Here is a 15704-nt window from a genome sequence, read left to right as displayed (position 1 = left end):
TCGAGGCCGTCGTCGGCCTCCACCCGGTACGGGCGATATGGGAGCGCTCCCATACGCGTAGATGGCTGCACACGTGCCTTTTTGACGGAAAGCTTTGACGGAAAAGCAGTACTGGCTGCCGCCCCGATACCCGCTCAGCAGCTCACCGGGGCGCCCATGTTGTTCGACATGCTGAACGATGTCCAAGTGACGGACCTGACGAAAGTTAACGATGCCCGTCACCGAGGTCAAGCCCCTCGACGCGCCGACTCCGGACCATGCGACCCGCCCGACAGCGGACGATGGCCCCACGCTGCCGTCGCCCACACCGAGCAAGACCGTCTGACCAGCACTGTCCCGGGTGCGCACGCGCCTGGACGAGAGCGCCGCCCGCCGTCCGGAGGCCCTGTGTCGGGCCACTGTCAGAACTCGCGGATGCCGTGCCGCGATCGGGACACCGGGCCACCGGTTCAGCCCTGCCGGGAGTGGACAGGGCTGTTGGCGACCTCGTCCGGACAGCGGCGGCGCGAAGCGTCGCCGCCACGGTCGCGCAGCCAGTCGGCGGTGGCCAGCGCCAGCGAGGCGGCCATGCCGACGAGGGCCACGCCGAGCGCGGTGACCAATGCCGTGCGGTAGTGATCGGTGCCGCCCAGGACGAGGTAGTAGATGCCGGGCAGAGCCGCGGTACCCACAGCCGCCCCGAGACGCTGCCCGGTCTGCAAGGCGCCGCCCGCAGCCCCTGCCATGCGGACGGGCACGTCCCGCAGGGTCATGGTGATGTTCGGGGAGACCACGAAGCCCCCGCCGATGCCCGCGACGAACAAAGCCGGCGCGGCCACCCAGGGCGCCACATCGTCTGTCACAAGCCACAGCAGCAGCGCGGCGCCACCCATACCGACGATGACGGCGCTCAGCCCGCACACCGTCAGCAGGCGACCGAAACGGTCCACGAGTCGGCCCGCCACCACCGCGGCAGCGGCGGAGCCGAGAGCGAAGGGGGTGACCGCAAGGCCGGACTTCAACGGAGTGAAGTCGAGCCCACCCTGGTAGAAGAGCGCGAAGACGAGCCACACCCCACTGAACCCGATGAAGTACAGCGTGCCGACGCCCGCGCCGACCGCGTAGCCCCGCACGGTGGTGAACAGGCGCGGATCCAGCAAGGGCTGGGCATCACGAGCGACCAGGCGGAACTGACGCCTGATGAAGAGCGCGAGCAGCACCGCACCCACCGGGAAGAGCCACCACAACCGTCCGATACCGCCGGAGTCCGCCTGCACCAGCGGATACATGACCGCCAGCACGCCCAGGCCGAGCAGCGCGATACCGGCAACGTCCACCGACCCACGGCCGGAGCGCTCGACGCGTGGTAGCAGGCGCAGACCGAGCAGGACAGCGAGCACACCGATCGGCACGTTGACGAAGAAGATCCACCGCCAGCCGTCGGACCCGTCGGTGAGTGCGAGGATGGCGCCGCCGGTGAGAGGTCCGGCGGCGGAGGAGATCCCCACGGTGGCGCCGAAGAAGCCGAAGGCGCGGCCGCGTTCGGCGCCGCGGAACATCTGCTGGATGAGGGCGGAGTTCTGCGGGGCCATGAAGCCGGCGGCCAGACCCTGGGCGAGCCGGGCCGCCACCAGCAAGGCGATGTTCGGGGGTGCGCCGCACGCCGCGCTGAAAAGCGTGAACCCGCTCAGCGCCAGCAGGAAGATCCGCCGCCGGTCGAGCGCGTCGCCGAGCCGCCCGGCGGTGACCAGGGCCAGGGCGAAGGAGAGCGCGTACCCGGAGACCACCCACTGCACCTGGGCGGGGGTGGCGCCCAGCTCACGCTGGACGGTCGGCAGAGCCACCGCCACGATCGTCACGTCGAGCAGGCTCATGAACCCCGCGACGAGGGTGACCCACAGCGCATGCCACCGGTTGGGATCCGGAACATACCCGTCCTCGGCCCCGCCCGCGCGTGGTCCGTTCCCCGCCGAGTCAGACACCGCCGCCACAAGGTTCCTTCCGCCGCGCCACGATCAGGCTGGACAGGTTCCCTTCCAGGACCCGGGCCACACCCGACCGGCCACCGGCCGGTGTAGGACGGACCGTGGAGCTGAGGATGCGCCCACCGCCAGGAAGCGCGCTCGGCCCGGCTCAGGCGCCGGCGGACAAGGCCCCCGACTCGATCGCAGTACGGACCGCCTCAGACGTAGGCGTCCATCAAGGTCGGATCAGTCAGCAACTCGCCGAGGCGGGCAGATCGCCGTACTCGTTGCCCTTGAGGTAGACAGCGCTGACGTAACCCTCGGCAAGCTTCACCCAGACCCTGTTGGTGAAGCCGTAGTCGCTGACCCATCCACCCAGCTCCCAGCAGTAGGCGCCGCGCGACTCACCCGCCGCCACGGTCCCCACCGCGGGGAAGGCGGTGGACGGCCCCGTGCGGACGTTGACGGTCTCGTACGGCACGACCGCGTACGGCGCGGCCATGACGCGGGCGGCCCCCTGCTCGGCAGCGGTGGACGCGGCAGCGGTCCCCGCGGTGAGCGGGCTGAGCAGAGCGAGCGCCCCGGCGCCGACGAGCGCGGTCCTGACGAAGAGGTGAGTGGTCATGCGAGTTCCCCCCTGAGTGGCGTGGCTGACGCTCAGAACTGTAGGGAGCCCGGGGACGGAGCGGACCCTGACAGTTGTCAGGATCGCGGTGGGACGAGAGGGGAAACTGACGACTCGGATACCTCGGAAGTGGTGGGACGACGTCCCGGGGACCTCGTCGAGGTCCCCGGGAGGCGCCGTCCCTCGATGCCGTGTGCTCAGGGTGCGTCGATGAGGATCCGGCCATCGGTGGGCACGAGCGCGGCGACGCCGCTTGCGTAAGCGGACTGCACACGGGACCGCTCGGTCGCGTTGGGTACGGCGTTGGTGCATGCCGTACCGGCGCTCGACCCCGACATCAGTTGTGAGCAGGGGCCGGGTTTGGTGTCCGGCAGGCCGAGGCTGTGACCCAGCTCGTGGGCGGCGATCCGCGTCTTGTCGTAGCCCTGGCTCACAGCCTGGCTACCGAGCTCGACGCGGACCTGACGGCCCGGGCGAACGGGGCCGAGGGTGGCTTGCGGCCAGCCCGTGGTGGCGACGATCACGATTTCGGCCCCGGTGCCGGATGCCGCTTCCACCAGTTTGACGTTGCTTACGTTCGCGTTCCATGAGGCGACTCCGGCCGCGATCGCGGCCTCCCAGCCTGCGGCGCGGCTGTCGTCGTAGCGAAGGGTCACCACGGCCGCCTGTGCGGTGGGGTGTTCAGCCGCAGGGGCCGCAGTCGCGGCGCTCGCCATGGCGAGGGTGAGCGCCGCGGCGGAAGTGCCTGCCTTGAGCCATGTGCCGAGGGGCATTTCTGCTCCTTGTCCGTGGGGGGATTCCGGCCCCGGCGGGGCCGGGTACGCGAAGGAGCGGCACGATGGTCCGGTGGGGCCGGACGTATCGTCGACCGCCCCTCCGGGGCCTTGCGATGGTATGCCCCACGAGCCCTGTAGGTCATGTACCTGCCATGCCAATTTTCCGTCATCACCGCGCTCGGGAAGGGAAGTTGGGCAGTCACCCGTCAGAACCATTTCGAGGTGTGGGTCATGCAGAGGTAGCCGCACCTCAGCGTCTCGTCGGATACCCAAGGGATGTTGATCGAGCCGACGATCTCCGCCTGGAAGCAGCACCGGGTGGCGCGGTCAGCGACCGGGGACCCGGTCCGCGCGAGAGCCGATGTCTTGAAGACCGCGTGTGATGGCGCCGATTATCGGCGTCGTCGTGCTGGCCGCGTCCGCCCACGACAACCCCGCCGGCACCGCTCTGCTCGACCAGGCATTCCGAGTCCGTGAGCGAGCTGCACGAACTCCTCCGCATACCCACCGACGACCCGGCCACGAACGTCACCCGCAGCCGCCTCGGATGCCTCAGCGGTCGAGCTTCCTCACTCGACCCGAACGCAAGTCGGCACGGCCGACGGCCGCCACTCTCGCCTGATCAATCCGAACACCCACGAGTCGGACACCTCGCCGTTCACGACGCAGTCTTCCCGCAACGTCCCTTCACACACGAACCCGATCTTCTCCAGGACCCGGGCAGATGCCACGTTCCGCGTGTCGGCCTCGGCCTGGATCCGATTCAGGTCCAGTGTGTCGAATGCCCACTGCAGCAGGGCGTGTGCCGCCTCCGTCGCGTAGCCGTGGCCCCACATCGCCTCGGCGAGGCAGTAGCCCAGCGACGCGCTGCGGTAGTCCGGGTTCCATTCGGCCAGAACGCACCAGCCGACGAAGGCCCCGTCAGAAGCCCGGTCGATGGCCAGACGCACCCCGGTGCCTTCGTCCGCCATCGTCCGACACATCGCGATGAAACGCTCGGCGCGGGCCCGGTCGGTCCACGGCGGGGAGTCCCAATACCGCATCACGTAGGTGCTGCTGTGCAGCGCGAACAGGGGGTCCGCGTCAGCGTCGGTGAAGGGGCGCAATCGCAGGCGAGGGGTGTGCAGTGTGGGGGTGACCAAAGTCATGCGCACCATCTTGTGGCCTCGCGGGGCGGGCAGGACACCGAATATCCGAGCACGATCCACCCTAACGACCCCGGCACCGCCTACCAGCAGATCGCGCATACCCTCAACCAGCACCCCCATCCAGACCCCTGCCAATAGCCTCGTCCAGCTCAACAGGTGCGTCGCGTTGGACAGTTGACGTCGATGAGATCACACTCTCCGTCACTGGCGCCGCGACTGCCCGGCCGGGCAGCTCATCTTGATCCGCCCAGCCATGCACCGGCCGTCCACGCTCCAATTCGCTTTCAAGCCTGGCCACTTGAGCATCGCCGAGCTGGGGTCGTCCCCGCACTCAAAGCGTGCCCCGGCCTGCAGCCGGAACCACTCCCCCGCTGCCCTTCCGGCACCGGTCAGCCCTCCGCCTCGCGCACACCACACGAGCGCCACGGCAGACTTCCCGCGTGCCCGCATGGATCGAGTGTCCCACCCCAGCGGCGCTCGACGTAGTCGTCAGACAGGCGTCCAGACGTCGGGCCCGCCGCTGCGCCACTCGATCAGCGAGGACCGGACGACGTCCATCTCGTCCCAGTCCTGCAGCCCGGCCTCCTGAACGAACGCGGCGATGTCGAGGACGCCGTAGGCGATACCGACAAAGTGGTCATCGATCCGTACGCGTCGGCCTCCGTCCGCGGTGGGCGGATAGACGACGACGGGGTGATCGGTAGCCATGAAGCCACCCTGCACGCCGAACGACCGAGACGCCTGGTGTGGTGCGCCACTCGCGTGGCCGTCACAGGCTGGTGCGGGTTCTCCGCTCCCCTGTCGTTCGGCGAGGGCTGGGACGTGAGACCAGTGCGAAGCCCCTCGCGGCGACGGCGTCCGCGAGGGGCACAGCCGAATCTCCGTTGTCTGTAGTGTGCGGAATTGACAAGGAGCGAGCGGATCGCGGACGTGGCTGCTGGAGCATCCGCCCACGTGGCACGTCGGCCGCGCCAGTCTCGGCAGGTTCGGGGGAATGGACGATGGACTCCGCGTCCCCCGATCCGGTGCCGGTGCCGGTGCCGGTGATTGCCTGGCGGCTGGCGCACATCATCGTCTCCAGCCTGGGCTATCGGGTCGGATCGCACTTCGGTGGCCAGGACGTCGACTCCCAGACATTCGCCTACGCGGGGACCACTGACGAGGCGCTGAAACAGCTCGATGAGATGTATGGGAGATGGAACGCGGGGGCCCACGGGCTCTCGCACGCTCACCTGAAGAATCCGTCCACGGTCGGTCCCGAGCGGTTTCCCATGGAGGGCATCGTCCTGCACGTCAACAGAGAGCTGATTCATCACGGCGCCGAGATTTCCCTGCTGCGCGACCTCTACCGCTGGCAGGACTGAGCCGTACCGCGCCGCATACCGGCGGAAGTGTCGGCCAGGCGCTGATCGTGCCGCAGCACGGCTGGCACGATGGTCGGATCCTCCCGACCGACAGTGCCCGCCACCTGGACCGTATCGACTTCAGATAGCCGCGCAGCAGATCGGCGAGGTAGTCCCGGCCCGCGCCTCCGCCAACTGCTTGACCAGCTACTCTTCGAGTCCGTCCAGCTCCGCACAACGTACGCGCGGCGATCCGTTCCTGAATCTCGGGGTCCATCATGGACGGTGTCGGCGTGTGGGCGGACGTGGCCAGGTGTATCGGGATGGACAAACTCAAGGAGGCGGCGTGTCCTGGCGGGGACGAGAGGGTCGTGGGACAAGGCTGTGACCGACCGTTCGTCGCCTGGGGCGAGGACTCTTGGGAGGTTTCACCGGATGCTTGTGCTCGGACGTTCGCAGGTCGAGGCCCTCATCGACATGGGCGCACTGATCGACGCCTTGGCTCCGGCCATGGCGGACCTCAGCGCGGGCCGCGCCTCGGCACCGGACCGGATCGCAGCGCTTGTGCCCGAACAAGAGGGCTTCCTTGCGGCGATGCCGGGATACGTGCCGTCGGCCGGTGTCCTCATGACCAAGCTGGTCTCCCTCTTCCCGCGCAACGCCGCGACGCCGCTGCCCACCCATCAAGCGGTCATCGTCGTGTTCGATCCTTCCACCGGCGAGCCGACCGCGCTGCTGGACGGTACGGCTATCACCGCGGCTCGGACCGGTGCCTGCTCGGCACTGTCGGCGCGGCTGCTGGCGCGTGAGGACGCAACGGTGCTGGCCGTCCTAGGTACCGGAGTACAGGCCCGTTCCCACGCCCACGCGATGTGCCTCGTCCGCCACATCCGCGAAGTCCGCATCGCCGGCCGCAACCCGGCGAAAGCGACCGCGCTCGCCGCGGAGCTCTCATCCGAACTGGACGCCAGCGTACGGGCGATGGCCCCCGCCGAGGCACTCAATGGCGCCCACATCGTCGCAGCGACCACCCATGCCCTCGAACCGGTCATCCGCCGCCCCTGGCTGACGGGCGGGGTCCACATCACCTCGGTCGGCTATAACCCGGCCGGCCGTGAAATCGACGACGCCACCATCGCCGATGCGCTGGTATGCGTCGAATCGCGACAGGCCGCGCTGGCACCCTTCCCCGCGGGCAGCAACGATCTGCTGGCGCCCATCCGAGATGGCGTCATCAAAGCCGAGCACATCCACGCCGAGCTGGGCGAACTCGTCTCCGGTGTCAAACCGGGCCGCACCTCATCCGACCAGATCACCTTGTACAAATCAGTGGGGGTGGCGGTCCAAGACGCGGTCGCCGCGGCACTGGTCGTCACCGCCGCCCACAAACAATCGGCCGGCGTCGACATCACCCTGACGTGACGTCGACATGGGCAACAGCCCTTCTGGCACGGCCTGGCCGACAACCTGAGCCCTTTCCAGGGAACGCCCGGCCACTACCAGCGGGTCATCGCCGAGATGGGCGGCAGGGCGAAGACCGAACAGTTCGCCCGCCTCTTCATGGCCCCGGGTGTGGGTCACTGCCGGGGCGGGTCCGGCGCCGCCCCGGCCGACCCGCCGGCGACACTGGTGAAGTGGGTCGAACAGGGCAAGGCCCCCACTACGCTGCTCGCCCAGAACGGGCCCATGACGCGGCCGCTGTGCCTACGGCCGGCCGTCGCCCGCTACGACGGACGCGGCAGCACGAACGACGCCGCCAACTTCCGCTGCACCGGCCACCGGTGACGCACTGAGCTACGAACACGGAACAGACCGCTTTGATCTTTCGGTGCCCTGCCAGAGTCGCCCGCCGGTAGCTGCCGGTCCCACCGGGCAGCCTGATCTTGGAACCGCACGTCGACGTCCGGTGGCTGCCGCCGCTGCCCGGCCGCAACGAGCTGTACGGGTACGCGGTGGCCGTGGCCTGAATCGAAGCGGCGCAGCTCCTCCAACTCCCCGCGACCATCAGCAACGGTGACTTCACCGCCTGCTGGCGCTATCACGTGCGCCAGGAAACACAGTCTCCATCTCCGCCCCTCCCAGGCCACTTATCGCCTGACGTGTCTGAACGATCTCACTCAGCGAGAGATGCACCCAAGGGAAATGGACACCCAGAGCCCAAGAGCTCAGCCCTGTACAGCCTGGCCGATGTCCTGCGGGTCCAGGCCGGTGAGTTGGGCGATACGCGACGCGGGGATCCCGGACGTGAGCGCCCGGTGGACCAGGGACTGCCAGTCATGGGTGGTGTCGCGGAAGTTGAGCAGCTCGGCCTCCATGTCCGTCACGGATTGCGGCGCGCAGGCGTGCTCCACCCGTAGCGTCTCCTCCTGCGTCAGGGGCACCGGCAGCCGCTCCGCGTCCTCGGGGATGAGCACCTCGGCTCCGGCCGGGACGATCCTGACGCACTCGGAGGTTGCGGGAACCCCGTGCGCATCGAGCCATCCCCGCACCGCAGGGGTCTCGGTGCACTCCAGGTCGCCGACAGCGGTCAGAGCCGCGCCCAGACGCGGATGGCGCTCGGGGAGAACGAACAACAAAGCATCGTCGGCCATGACCTTGGCACCCACCTTCGCAACGAAGCATGAACACGAACGTGATGCCAATACCCCCGGAAGGCACTTCGATCCCAGGGCATGGCCAACTACTCCCCCGCACAGGTGGCCAGACCGACCGCGGCGGACGCGCACGCTGGGCGACGGCCTCCACCACACGGTCCAGGCCGTTGCCCCTATGCACAACCTCGGCTTCGCCTCATGAGCAGACAGGTGCGGTCACACATCCTGAGCTGCCTGAACACGGCCGTGCCCAACAGGGTTTCGAAGAGGCTCAGTGCTCGCAGAGCGAGAATTCTCGTTCGTAGAGCTGTTCGTTGTGCTCGTCGACGAAGAACTTGCGTTCTTGCATGAGCTGGTCGCGGTACTCATTGGCCTGTTCAAGTGTCATGGTCGAGGAGTCGGACCAGGGTTGCTGCGGTGGCACATCGGATGTCGAGACGATCTTTTCTGACGGATCGACCAGGAAGAACGCCAGAATCTTGCGATAACCCGGGCGGGTCGCGTCCGTGAGGCGGAAGGAACCGACGCGGTGTTGCAGGACGTTCGGGAAGGCAAGGCAGCGTCCTGCCGACGTCGATGCCGATCCCAGTACCTGGTTCAGTGCGTCTTCGTCTTCCAGGCCGTAGACCTCGCGCAGACCATTGTCGTCGTTCTGTTCGTAGCTCGGGTCGTCGAGTGCCGCCCGGAAACTCAGATGACTTTCGGTGATGTTCTCGCTGTCCCAGTAGTAGATGCCGGTCGAGACGATCCGCTCGTTCATCATCCCCTCGACATGCCAGGAACCGCCGGGGTATTCAGGTTTGTCCGGGGTCAGATGAATAGCGGCAATCTTGACGATGACCTGGAGAGAGCGACCACGCAGATCGACTCGGTCGGCCGCATCGGGCATCGCGGGCGGGGTGAACGCGGGGGCATCCGGGATGACCGGACGGCGGTCTTCCCACCAGGAATCGTGGGCTTCTTCCCACGCCTGGAGGGCTTCGGCGTACGCCTCGTCATCGCTGTAGGAGGACTTGTCCGGGTATTCCGGCTCCGAGTCGTACCATCCGTACGGATCGGCCTCGATCCGCACCGGTCGCGGATGCCGCAGGTCGGTCAGCACGTTCTCCCAGAGCGGGCGGAAGCGAGCGAACAAGTCGGGTAGCACGGAGGCCAGTTCGCGATGCGTCTCGGGATGCACGTTGTTGACATACGAACGGAAAGCGACTGAGCCGTCGTCACTGACATCCACGTCCGTCGGCGGCCACTGGAACCTCTCCGAGAACTCGTACTTCGAGTATCGGTCCGTCGGATTGCGCCAAGCCCGCTCGGGTGCCCCGCTCACCCCTCTCACCAGACAAAACAGTGAGGGGTGAACCAGATCCAGTACGAGGCCGTCGGATCCGGGATGCCAGTCCTGTTCTGCCTCGGGGACCTGCTCCAGAGCCTGCACCGCCTCGCGCAGCCGCAATCTGAGCTTGTCGTCGACAAGTGTGTCCGACTGCCAGACTCCATCGACGGCGGACACCTCGATGCCGGTTCGTGCGTCTCGCAGCGCGGCGTAATGCCGAAGTTCGGCCAGCACGTACTGCACCTGTGCTTCGGTGAGCCCCTGGGCGATCGCCTCTCGCGTCCATCGGGCGACGATGTCGGGGTCGTTCATCTTGTCGAACCACCGCGGCTTCGCCCGAATCTGTGAGCTGCACTCCATCATCTGAAGTTCCCGCAGTGTGCGGGGTGTCGCGAACGCTATGGACCGGGAAGCGTGAAAAGGCAGCGGAAAAGCAGACAGGTCAGTCAAGTCTCTGTGTCTTCCCAGTAAGTGAGTGGTGGCCGGAAGGATACTTGAGGGGACTGACACGAGGAGATGCCCCACCAGTCACTGGCCATGCCCCGCGGTCCAGCAGATCGAGAACGAGCGCCGCGATGTTCCATGCGTCGTCCTCGCCTCGGTGATGGCGCCCCTCGAGCGGCAGCCCGGCGATCTGTAGAGCGTGATCCATACCCGGCTTCTTCCGCAGCCCGTACGCCGCGGCAAATACCGCCTTGGCGTTGGTGTGGGTGCGCTCCGTCGGATAGCCGAACGGGTAGGCCACCCCGTCGGCCTGACTCTGCCGAGCGAATTGCCGACGGTCGTACTCGCCCCAGCTCGCCCAGGGCCGCTTTCCGGCTTCGTACTCCTCGACGAGAATCCGGCATGCCTCGGCGAAGGTGACGCCCCGTTCCACCTCGGCTTGCGTCAGTCCGGTCAGTTCGGTGCAGAAATTGCTCACCGCCGACCGGACAGGGCGGACCACGACGCGGTGCCGGGACACGCGGCGCCGTGCCGATACGTCCACGACGGTGAGACCGATCTCGATGATCTCGTTCACAGAGCCGGGCGGCGGCCGCCCGTCCCAGCAGGTGGCCTCCACGTCAATGACGTTCAGCAGCGACGGTTCATGGGGCATGGGGCCGAGAGTAGGGATGCGCAGCCGGTTCCGGCACCTCGATTTCCACCCGTCCGCACCGTCGCTGACGCTCGCCCGTTCAGGACCGTACGTCGACGAAGTCGCCGGCTGCCTTGGCGGGCCCGGTGGTGGCCGAGCCGGTGAAGTTCCACCGCCAGTAGCCGTCCTTGACCGCTTTGACGGTGGTGCGCAGGTTGCCCGTACTGCTGGTGTTCACCGTGGCCACCGTGGTGTAGGTGCTGCTGCCCTTGGGGCGGAACTGCAGTTTCACCGCTCGGCCCGCATATCCCGCATACCGGTAGGTGTCCCAATTGGCCCGCACCAGCTTGCCGGTGACGGTGATCTGCGCGCTCTTGGCGACCGGTTCCGGTGCCGCGTTGACCGTCAGCTGCGCAGCACGCTTGAGGGCGAACGACGCTACGCCGGGGGAATAGACGGAATCGCCGTCGCTGGCGTCGACCAAGGAGTCCACCGACCAGGTACCCGCGTTGGCGTTGGCCAGGTCCACCGGGTCGTCGCTGCCGGGAGCCAGGTGGGCGTTGACGGTGAACACCGCCGTGCAGTCCGTGGCGGTCTCGCAGAACGCGTCGGTGGTGTAGAAGCCGCCGTGAGGTCCTTTCAGGTCCACATCGACAAAGGAGAGCCCGGAGTCGTCCGATCCGGTGACCGTGACCGGGAAGACCACGTTGCGGGTGATCCCCACGATGACGTCATGCCCCGAGTTGATGACGGCACCACTGACCACCGGCTCACTGCGCGAGGTATCGGGCGCGGCATCAGCCCAAGCGCCCGCCCCCACCACCACTACGGCGACGGCTCCCACCACGGTTCCTCGCCGTGCCGCGCTCCGGACGGGCTTGCGCCACGAGGCGCGTGTGGCTCGGGCGGGCGAGGAGACCTCGCGCGCGCCGAGTTGTCTCTCGCTCATCGGTGGGACGTAACGGCTCATGAATCCTCCACGGCCAAGGCGCCACGCACCCAACCGCTCACCGAACGAGGGCAGTTGGCAGCAGGGCACAGCAGGTTGGTGCATGTCGCCTTCTACGACCACCGAACCGGCCCGATCGTTGCCCTGGATCGGGAACCCGTACGGCAGAGCGGACTGGTGCAGCCGAACCCGGCGGCAGAGTGTCCGGTTATCACCGCTCCGCCGTAAATGCATGGACTGAGAACCTTGTTCGACGGGACACTGCCCGCTTCCTCACCCCCGGGAGTGTGATGGGCACCTCTGACACGTACGGCTCCGCTCCAGGCAGGAGTGCGGTCCTGCTGGCGCTGCGCCACTACAACCGTGAACTCCTGCGCTTACGGTGGCTGGCGCTGCCCGCACTGCTGCTTCCGGCCCTGGGCAACATCGGCATCCGCTACATCGCCCCCTTGCTGATCGCCAAGCTGGCGGGGCAGGCCGCCACGGACGGTGGCCTCACCCTCGACTCCGCGTCGCCGTACGTGCTGGGCTTCGGGGTGACACTACTGCTCTCCGAGGCCGTGTGGCGGGTCGGGCAGCACTGTCTGAACCGGGTGGCGGCGCTCGGCATGGAGCACCTGTACGTCGACGGCATGGACGAACTCCTGGCCAAGGACGCGGCGTTCTTCCACGACAACTTCGCCGGCTCCCTCACCAAGCGGGTCCTGAGCTACGGCAAGCGATTCGAGGACTTCATCGACACGATGACGTACCGGATCGTCGGCAGTCTCGTGCCGTTGCTGTTCGGCGCCGCCGTGCTGTGGACCTACTCGCCGATGCTGGTCGTCGGCCTGCTCGTGATGATGGCGCTGACCCTGGTGGCCGCGACCCCGCTGATCCGTCGTCGGCAACGGCTGGTCAACGAACGGGAGGCGGCGATCGCCCGCGTCTCCGGCCATGTCGCCGACAGCCTCATGAACATGGAGACCATCCGGGCGTTCGCGGCCGAACGGCGCGAGGGCGCCGAGCACCGCAGCCGGGTCGCGGAGTCCCGACGGCTGACGCTGAGGTCGTGGGACTACGGCAACCTGCGTGTCGACACCGTGATCGCGCCGCTGTCCGTCGCCACCAATGTGCTGGGGCTGGTGGTGGCGATCGCCTTCGGCGGTCCGGGGCTGGGGGTGGAGGGGGTTGTTGTCGCCTTCACCTACTACTCCCAGGCGACCGAGATCATGTTCGAGTTCAATCAGATCTACCGGCGCCTGGAAAGCTCGATGACCGAGGCGGCGCAGTTCACGGAGCTCCTGCTGGATCCGCCCACCGTGCTCGACCCGCCGACGCCGGAGCCGCTCGCGCCACGAGACTCCGGTGTCCGCTTCGACAAGGTCACGTTCGCCCACGCGGGCGCGGCACCAATCTTCGAAGGGCTCGACCTGGACGTGGCGGCGGGTGCACGGATCGGGCTGGTCGGCCGGTCCGGCGGCGGCAAGACCACCCTGACGCGCCTCCTGCTGCGGATGTCGGACGTCAACGGCGGACGCATCCTGATCGGCGGCCAGGACATCAGCCGTCTGCGCCAGAGTGATCTGCGGTCGCTGATCGCCTACGTCCCGCAGGAACCCGCCATGTTCCACCGCACGCTGCGGGACAACATCGCCTTCGCCCGGCCCGGCGCGTCGGACGAGGAGATCCTCGCGGCAGCCGAGGCGGCGCACGTCACGGAATTCGCCGAGCAGCTCCCCGACGGCTTCCGGACGCTGGTGGGCGAGCGAGGCGTCAAGCTCTCAGGCGGCCAGCGCCAGCGCGTCGCCCTGGCCCGCGCCATCCTGCGGGACGCGCCGGTCCTCCTGCTCGACGAAGCGACCAGCGCCCTGGACTCGGAGAGCGAGATCCTCGTGCAGGACGCGTTGTGGCGGCTGATGAAGGGGCGCACGGCGCTCGTGGTCGCCCACCGGCTGAGCACCGTCGCGGGCATGGACCGTCTCGTCGTCCTGGACCACGGGAAGGTGATCGAACAGGGCTCCCACGAAGAACTGCTCACGGCACAGGGCGCCTACGCCAGGCTCTGGCAACACCAGTCGGGCGGCTTCCTCGGCGAGAACGACCAACAGAACTCCACCTGCCCGGACCAGGCGACCGACCCAGCGCCCCACGCCGGCCCTACACTTCCGTCACCCGCGGGGACCAAGACCGCCTGACCGGGCGTCGCGCACGAGTCCAGGGCGCAACCGCTGATGATCGTCCTGCGGTGCTTGGTCGATCAGGCGCGGTCGTGGAGTGTCACCTGGTAGCCGTCGGGGTCGGCGAAGGTGAAGGTCCGGCCGAAGGGGCCGTCGATCGGTGCGGAGACGATGGTGTGGCCGTCGGCGGCGAGTGCGTCGTGGATGGCCTGGACATCGGTGGCGTGGAGCCAGATCGCGGCACCGATGCCGGGCTGCGCGACGGATGCGAGGTCGGTGCCGGGAAGGACGTCGCGCAGGGCGAACGCGATCGGCTTCGTCTCGAACACGACGGCGTGCGGAGGTCCGGCCAGGGAGCGGACGAGGCCCAGGTACTGCTCGTAGAACGCCTGCGAAGCGTCGAGGTCGCGCACTTGGAGCGAAATGAAGTCGGGTCCGGTGGCGGGCATGATGACGCTCCTTTTTTCGTGTCAGTTTTCTGACACGAAAAAAGGTATGTCAGAATGCTGACATGAGTCAAGAAGGTGTCGGCGTCGACCTGGAGACGTCACTGGGCTACCTGCTCAAAGAAGCCTCGAGCGCCCTCCGTGCGGCCATGGAGGAAGTGCTGCGGCCGCTCGGGATGAGCGTGACGCACTACTCCTGCCTCGAACTGCTGGCGCAACGACCGGGCTTGTCGAACTCCGAGCTCGCGCGGGGCGCGTTCGTGACACGGCAAACGATGAACGTGCTGCTCCAGTCCCTGGAACGAGACGGCTACGTGACCAGACCCGCGGAGGCGGCCGTCGGGAAGGTGCTTCCCACGCGGCTCACGCCTCGCGGCCGCCGAAGCCTCGAAAAGGCGAGCGCGGCCGTCCGGTCCGTCGAGGCCAGAATGCAGGCCGGCTTGACCGAGACCGAACAGTCAGAGGCCTTCCGGATCCTGCAGAGCATGATCCATTCTCTGCGCGGGGACAACGAGATTGTTCGGCGCCCCACGCAGCCGTAGGCAGTTGCTCTTCCGGCATCAGGTGTCGGCGCGGTCGCCTGTCGGATAGCCGATCTCGGCCGTGTCCTTTGCCAGGGCGTCCAACGCCACTTCCGGATTCAAGGCCGCGACCACCTCGCTCGTCACAGGACGCCGTGCGAACACGTGCTGAATGGCCGCGAGGGGCACCGGGATTTCGTAGTAGTCCTCGGCGAAACGCTGGAATGCCTCCGGAGCCCGGTCGGCGAGGAGCCGGAACAGGTACGCGGAGCCATCCGGATCGCCGGCACCGTCGTCAGGGAACTCGATCGTGCCCGCCTTCCAGGCGCCATCGCCCCGTTCTCGCCACGCGCATGCGGTCACGGCCGGCATTCCGTCCTCGTCCGCGAACGCGGGCTCTTCGACGCAGGAACGGAAGACGTCCGGGACGTCGTCCAGGACGCCTGGCCACGGCCCGTCATTGGCGTAGGGACTCATGGGCGACTCGTGCGCGAACCCACGGATGTAGGCGCCGGCGTCCGAGAAGACGATGGAGAACTCGTCGCCCGATCCGTTGCGCATCGAGGCCATCTCCTCTCCGGCGGACCAGTGCGCGTCGAAGGAGTAGTGCCGGTCGGCCCATTCCGGGCTGAGTATCGCTTCCAGCATCGCCATCGAACGGCAGTGATCGCGCAGCTCGGAAATCTCGGGCAGTCGCCGGGCAACATGGTGAATGGTCACGCCTCCATCCAACATCAGGGATCTGACAGTCTCGGCGACGCCGAGTGGGTCTTGCCCGGATCCGTCTCGGGT

General features: G+C 67.7%; 15 protein-coding genes and 2 pseudogenes. 5 read left to right on the top strand and 12 right to left on the bottom strand.

Features of this window, described 5'->3' with window-relative positions; genetic code table 11:
• Positions 1 to 449 precede the first annotated feature (449 nt).
• The 6 genes and pseudogenes from QF037_RS45090 to QF037_RS45070 all read right to left on the bottom strand — a co-directional run bounded on the left by QF037_RS45090 (position 450) and on the right by QF037_RS45070 (position 5200).
• Positions 450 to 1961 carry an MFS transporter gene (locus tag QF037_RS45090; protein WP_307035663.1) on the bottom strand — a complete coding sequence of 504 codons (1512 nt, stop codon included), beginning with the start codon at positions 1959 to 1961 and terminating at the stop codon, positions 450 to 452.
• Between the two features lie 232 nt (positions 1962 to 2193).
• A complete protein-coding gene (locus QF037_RS45085; RefSeq protein ID WP_307035661.1) occupies positions 2194 to 2568 on the bottom strand; it encodes an SH3 domain-containing protein in 375 nt (124 codons plus the stop codon).
• A 197-nt stretch (positions 2569 to 2765) separates the two neighbouring features.
• On the bottom strand, positions 2766 to 3341 hold the full coding sequence (locus tag QF037_RS45080) for a snapalysin family zinc-dependent metalloprotease (RefSeq protein ID WP_307035660.1): 576 nt from the start codon (positions 3339 to 3341) through the stop codon (positions 2766 to 2768).
• Positions 3342 to 3913: 572 nt separating this feature from the next.
• Positions 3914 to 4492: a GNAT family N-acetyltransferase gene (locus QF037_RS45075; protein ID WP_307037707.1), complete on the bottom strand. Its 579-nt coding sequence runs from the start codon at positions 4490 to 4492 to the stop codon at positions 3914 to 3916.
• Positions 4493 to 4730: 238 nt separating this feature from the next.
• Positions 4731 to 4942 (bottom strand): annotated as a pseudogene (locus tag QF037_RS51530) (hypothetical protein); the annotation flags it as partial.
• Between the two features lie 39 nt (positions 4943 to 4981).
• Positions 4982 to 5200, bottom strand: coding sequence for a hypothetical protein (locus QF037_RS45070; RefSeq protein ID WP_307035658.1), 219 nt, complete (start codon positions 5198 to 5200; stop codon positions 4982 to 4984).
• 221 nt (positions 5201 to 5421) lie between these two features.
• Between QF037_RS45070 and QF037_RS45065 the strand changes: the two are divergent.
• The 3 genes and pseudogenes from QF037_RS45065 to QF037_RS45055 all read left to right on the top strand — a co-directional run.
• A pseudogene (locus tag QF037_RS45065) lies at positions 5422 to 5856 on the top strand (DinB family protein); the annotation flags it as partial.
• A gap of 414 nt (positions 5857 to 6270) precedes the next feature.
• Positions 6271 to 7257 (top strand): ornithine cyclodeaminase family protein, encoded by a 987-nt coding sequence (locus QF037_RS45060; protein ID WP_307035656.1) that lies wholly within the window; start codon positions 6271 to 6273, stop codon positions 7255 to 7257.
• 33 nt (positions 7258 to 7290) lie between these two features.
• Positions 7291 to 7620: a tannase/feruloyl esterase family alpha/beta hydrolase gene (locus QF037_RS45055; RefSeq protein WP_373463988.1), complete on the top strand. Its 330-nt coding sequence runs from the start codon at positions 7291 to 7293 to the stop codon at positions 7618 to 7620.
• Positions 7621 to 8000: 380 nt separating this feature from the next.
• Here the strand turns inward: QF037_RS45055 and QF037_RS45050 are convergent, their stop codons facing one another.
• The 4 genes from QF037_RS45050 to QF037_RS45035 all read right to left on the bottom strand — a co-directional run bounded on the left by QF037_RS45050 (position 8001) and on the right by QF037_RS45035 (position 11807).
• Positions 8001 to 8426, bottom strand: a complete 426-nt coding sequence (locus tag QF037_RS45050; protein ID WP_307035654.1) for a DUF6003 family protein — start codon at positions 8424 to 8426, stop codon at positions 8001 to 8003.
• 274 nt (positions 8427 to 8700) lie between these two features.
• Positions 8701 to 10209, bottom strand: coding sequence for a DUF4246 domain-containing protein (locus QF037_RS45045; protein WP_307035651.1), 1509 nt, complete (start codon positions 10207 to 10209; stop codon positions 8701 to 8703).
• Positions 10202 to 10858 carry a 3'-5' exonuclease gene (locus tag QF037_RS45040; protein ID WP_307035649.1) on the bottom strand — a complete coding sequence of 219 codons (657 nt, stop codon included), beginning with the start codon at positions 10856 to 10858 and terminating at the stop codon, positions 10202 to 10204. The genes QF037_RS45045 and QF037_RS45040 overlap by 8 nt, the downstream gene beginning before the upstream one ends.
• A gap of 79 nt (positions 10859 to 10937) precedes the next feature.
• Positions 10938 to 11807, bottom strand: coding sequence for a calcium-binding protein (locus QF037_RS45035; RefSeq protein ID WP_307035647.1), 870 nt, complete (start codon positions 11805 to 11807; stop codon positions 10938 to 10940).
• Positions 11808 to 12076: 269 nt separating this feature from the next.
• Here QF037_RS45035 and QF037_RS45030 point away from each other — a divergent pair, with 269 nt between their 5' ends.
• A complete protein-coding gene (locus QF037_RS45030) occupies positions 12077 to 13963 on the top strand; it encodes an ABC transporter ATP-binding protein (RefSeq protein WP_307035645.1) in 1887 nt (628 codons plus the stop codon).
• A 62-nt stretch (positions 13964 to 14025) separates the two neighbouring features.
• On the opposite strand, the gene QF037_RS45025 is transcribed toward QF037_RS45030, so the two are convergent.
• The gene (locus QF037_RS45025; protein WP_307035643.1) at positions 14026 to 14394 is read right to left on the bottom strand and encodes a VOC family protein; all 369 of its coding nucleotides are present in this window, start codon (positions 14392 to 14394) and stop codon (positions 14026 to 14028) included.
• Positions 14395 to 14456: 62 nt separating this feature from the next.
• Between QF037_RS45025 and QF037_RS45020 the strand changes: the two genes are divergently transcribed.
• Positions 14457 to 14933 (top strand): MarR family winged helix-turn-helix transcriptional regulator, encoded by a 477-nt coding sequence (locus QF037_RS45020; RefSeq protein ID WP_307035641.1) that lies wholly within the window; start codon positions 14457 to 14459, stop codon positions 14931 to 14933.
• Between the two features lie 18 nt (positions 14934 to 14951).
• Here QF037_RS45020 and QF037_RS45015 read toward each other — a convergent pair whose 3' ends face one another.
• Complete coding sequence (locus QF037_RS45015) at positions 14952 to 15632, bottom strand: hypothetical protein (RefSeq protein WP_307035638.1); 681 nt, start codon at positions 15630 to 15632, stop codon at positions 14952 to 14954.
• Positions 15633 to 15704 lie beyond the last annotated feature (72 nt).

The organism is Streptomyces canus, assembly GCF_030815415.1.
GTDB classification, from domain to species: Bacteria; Actinomycetota; Actinomycetes; order Streptomycetales; family Streptomycetaceae; genus Streptomyces; species Streptomyces canus_F.
The sequence above is the reverse complement of the archived record's forward strand: the minus strand, read 5'-3'. Positions and strand labels throughout refer to the sequence as shown.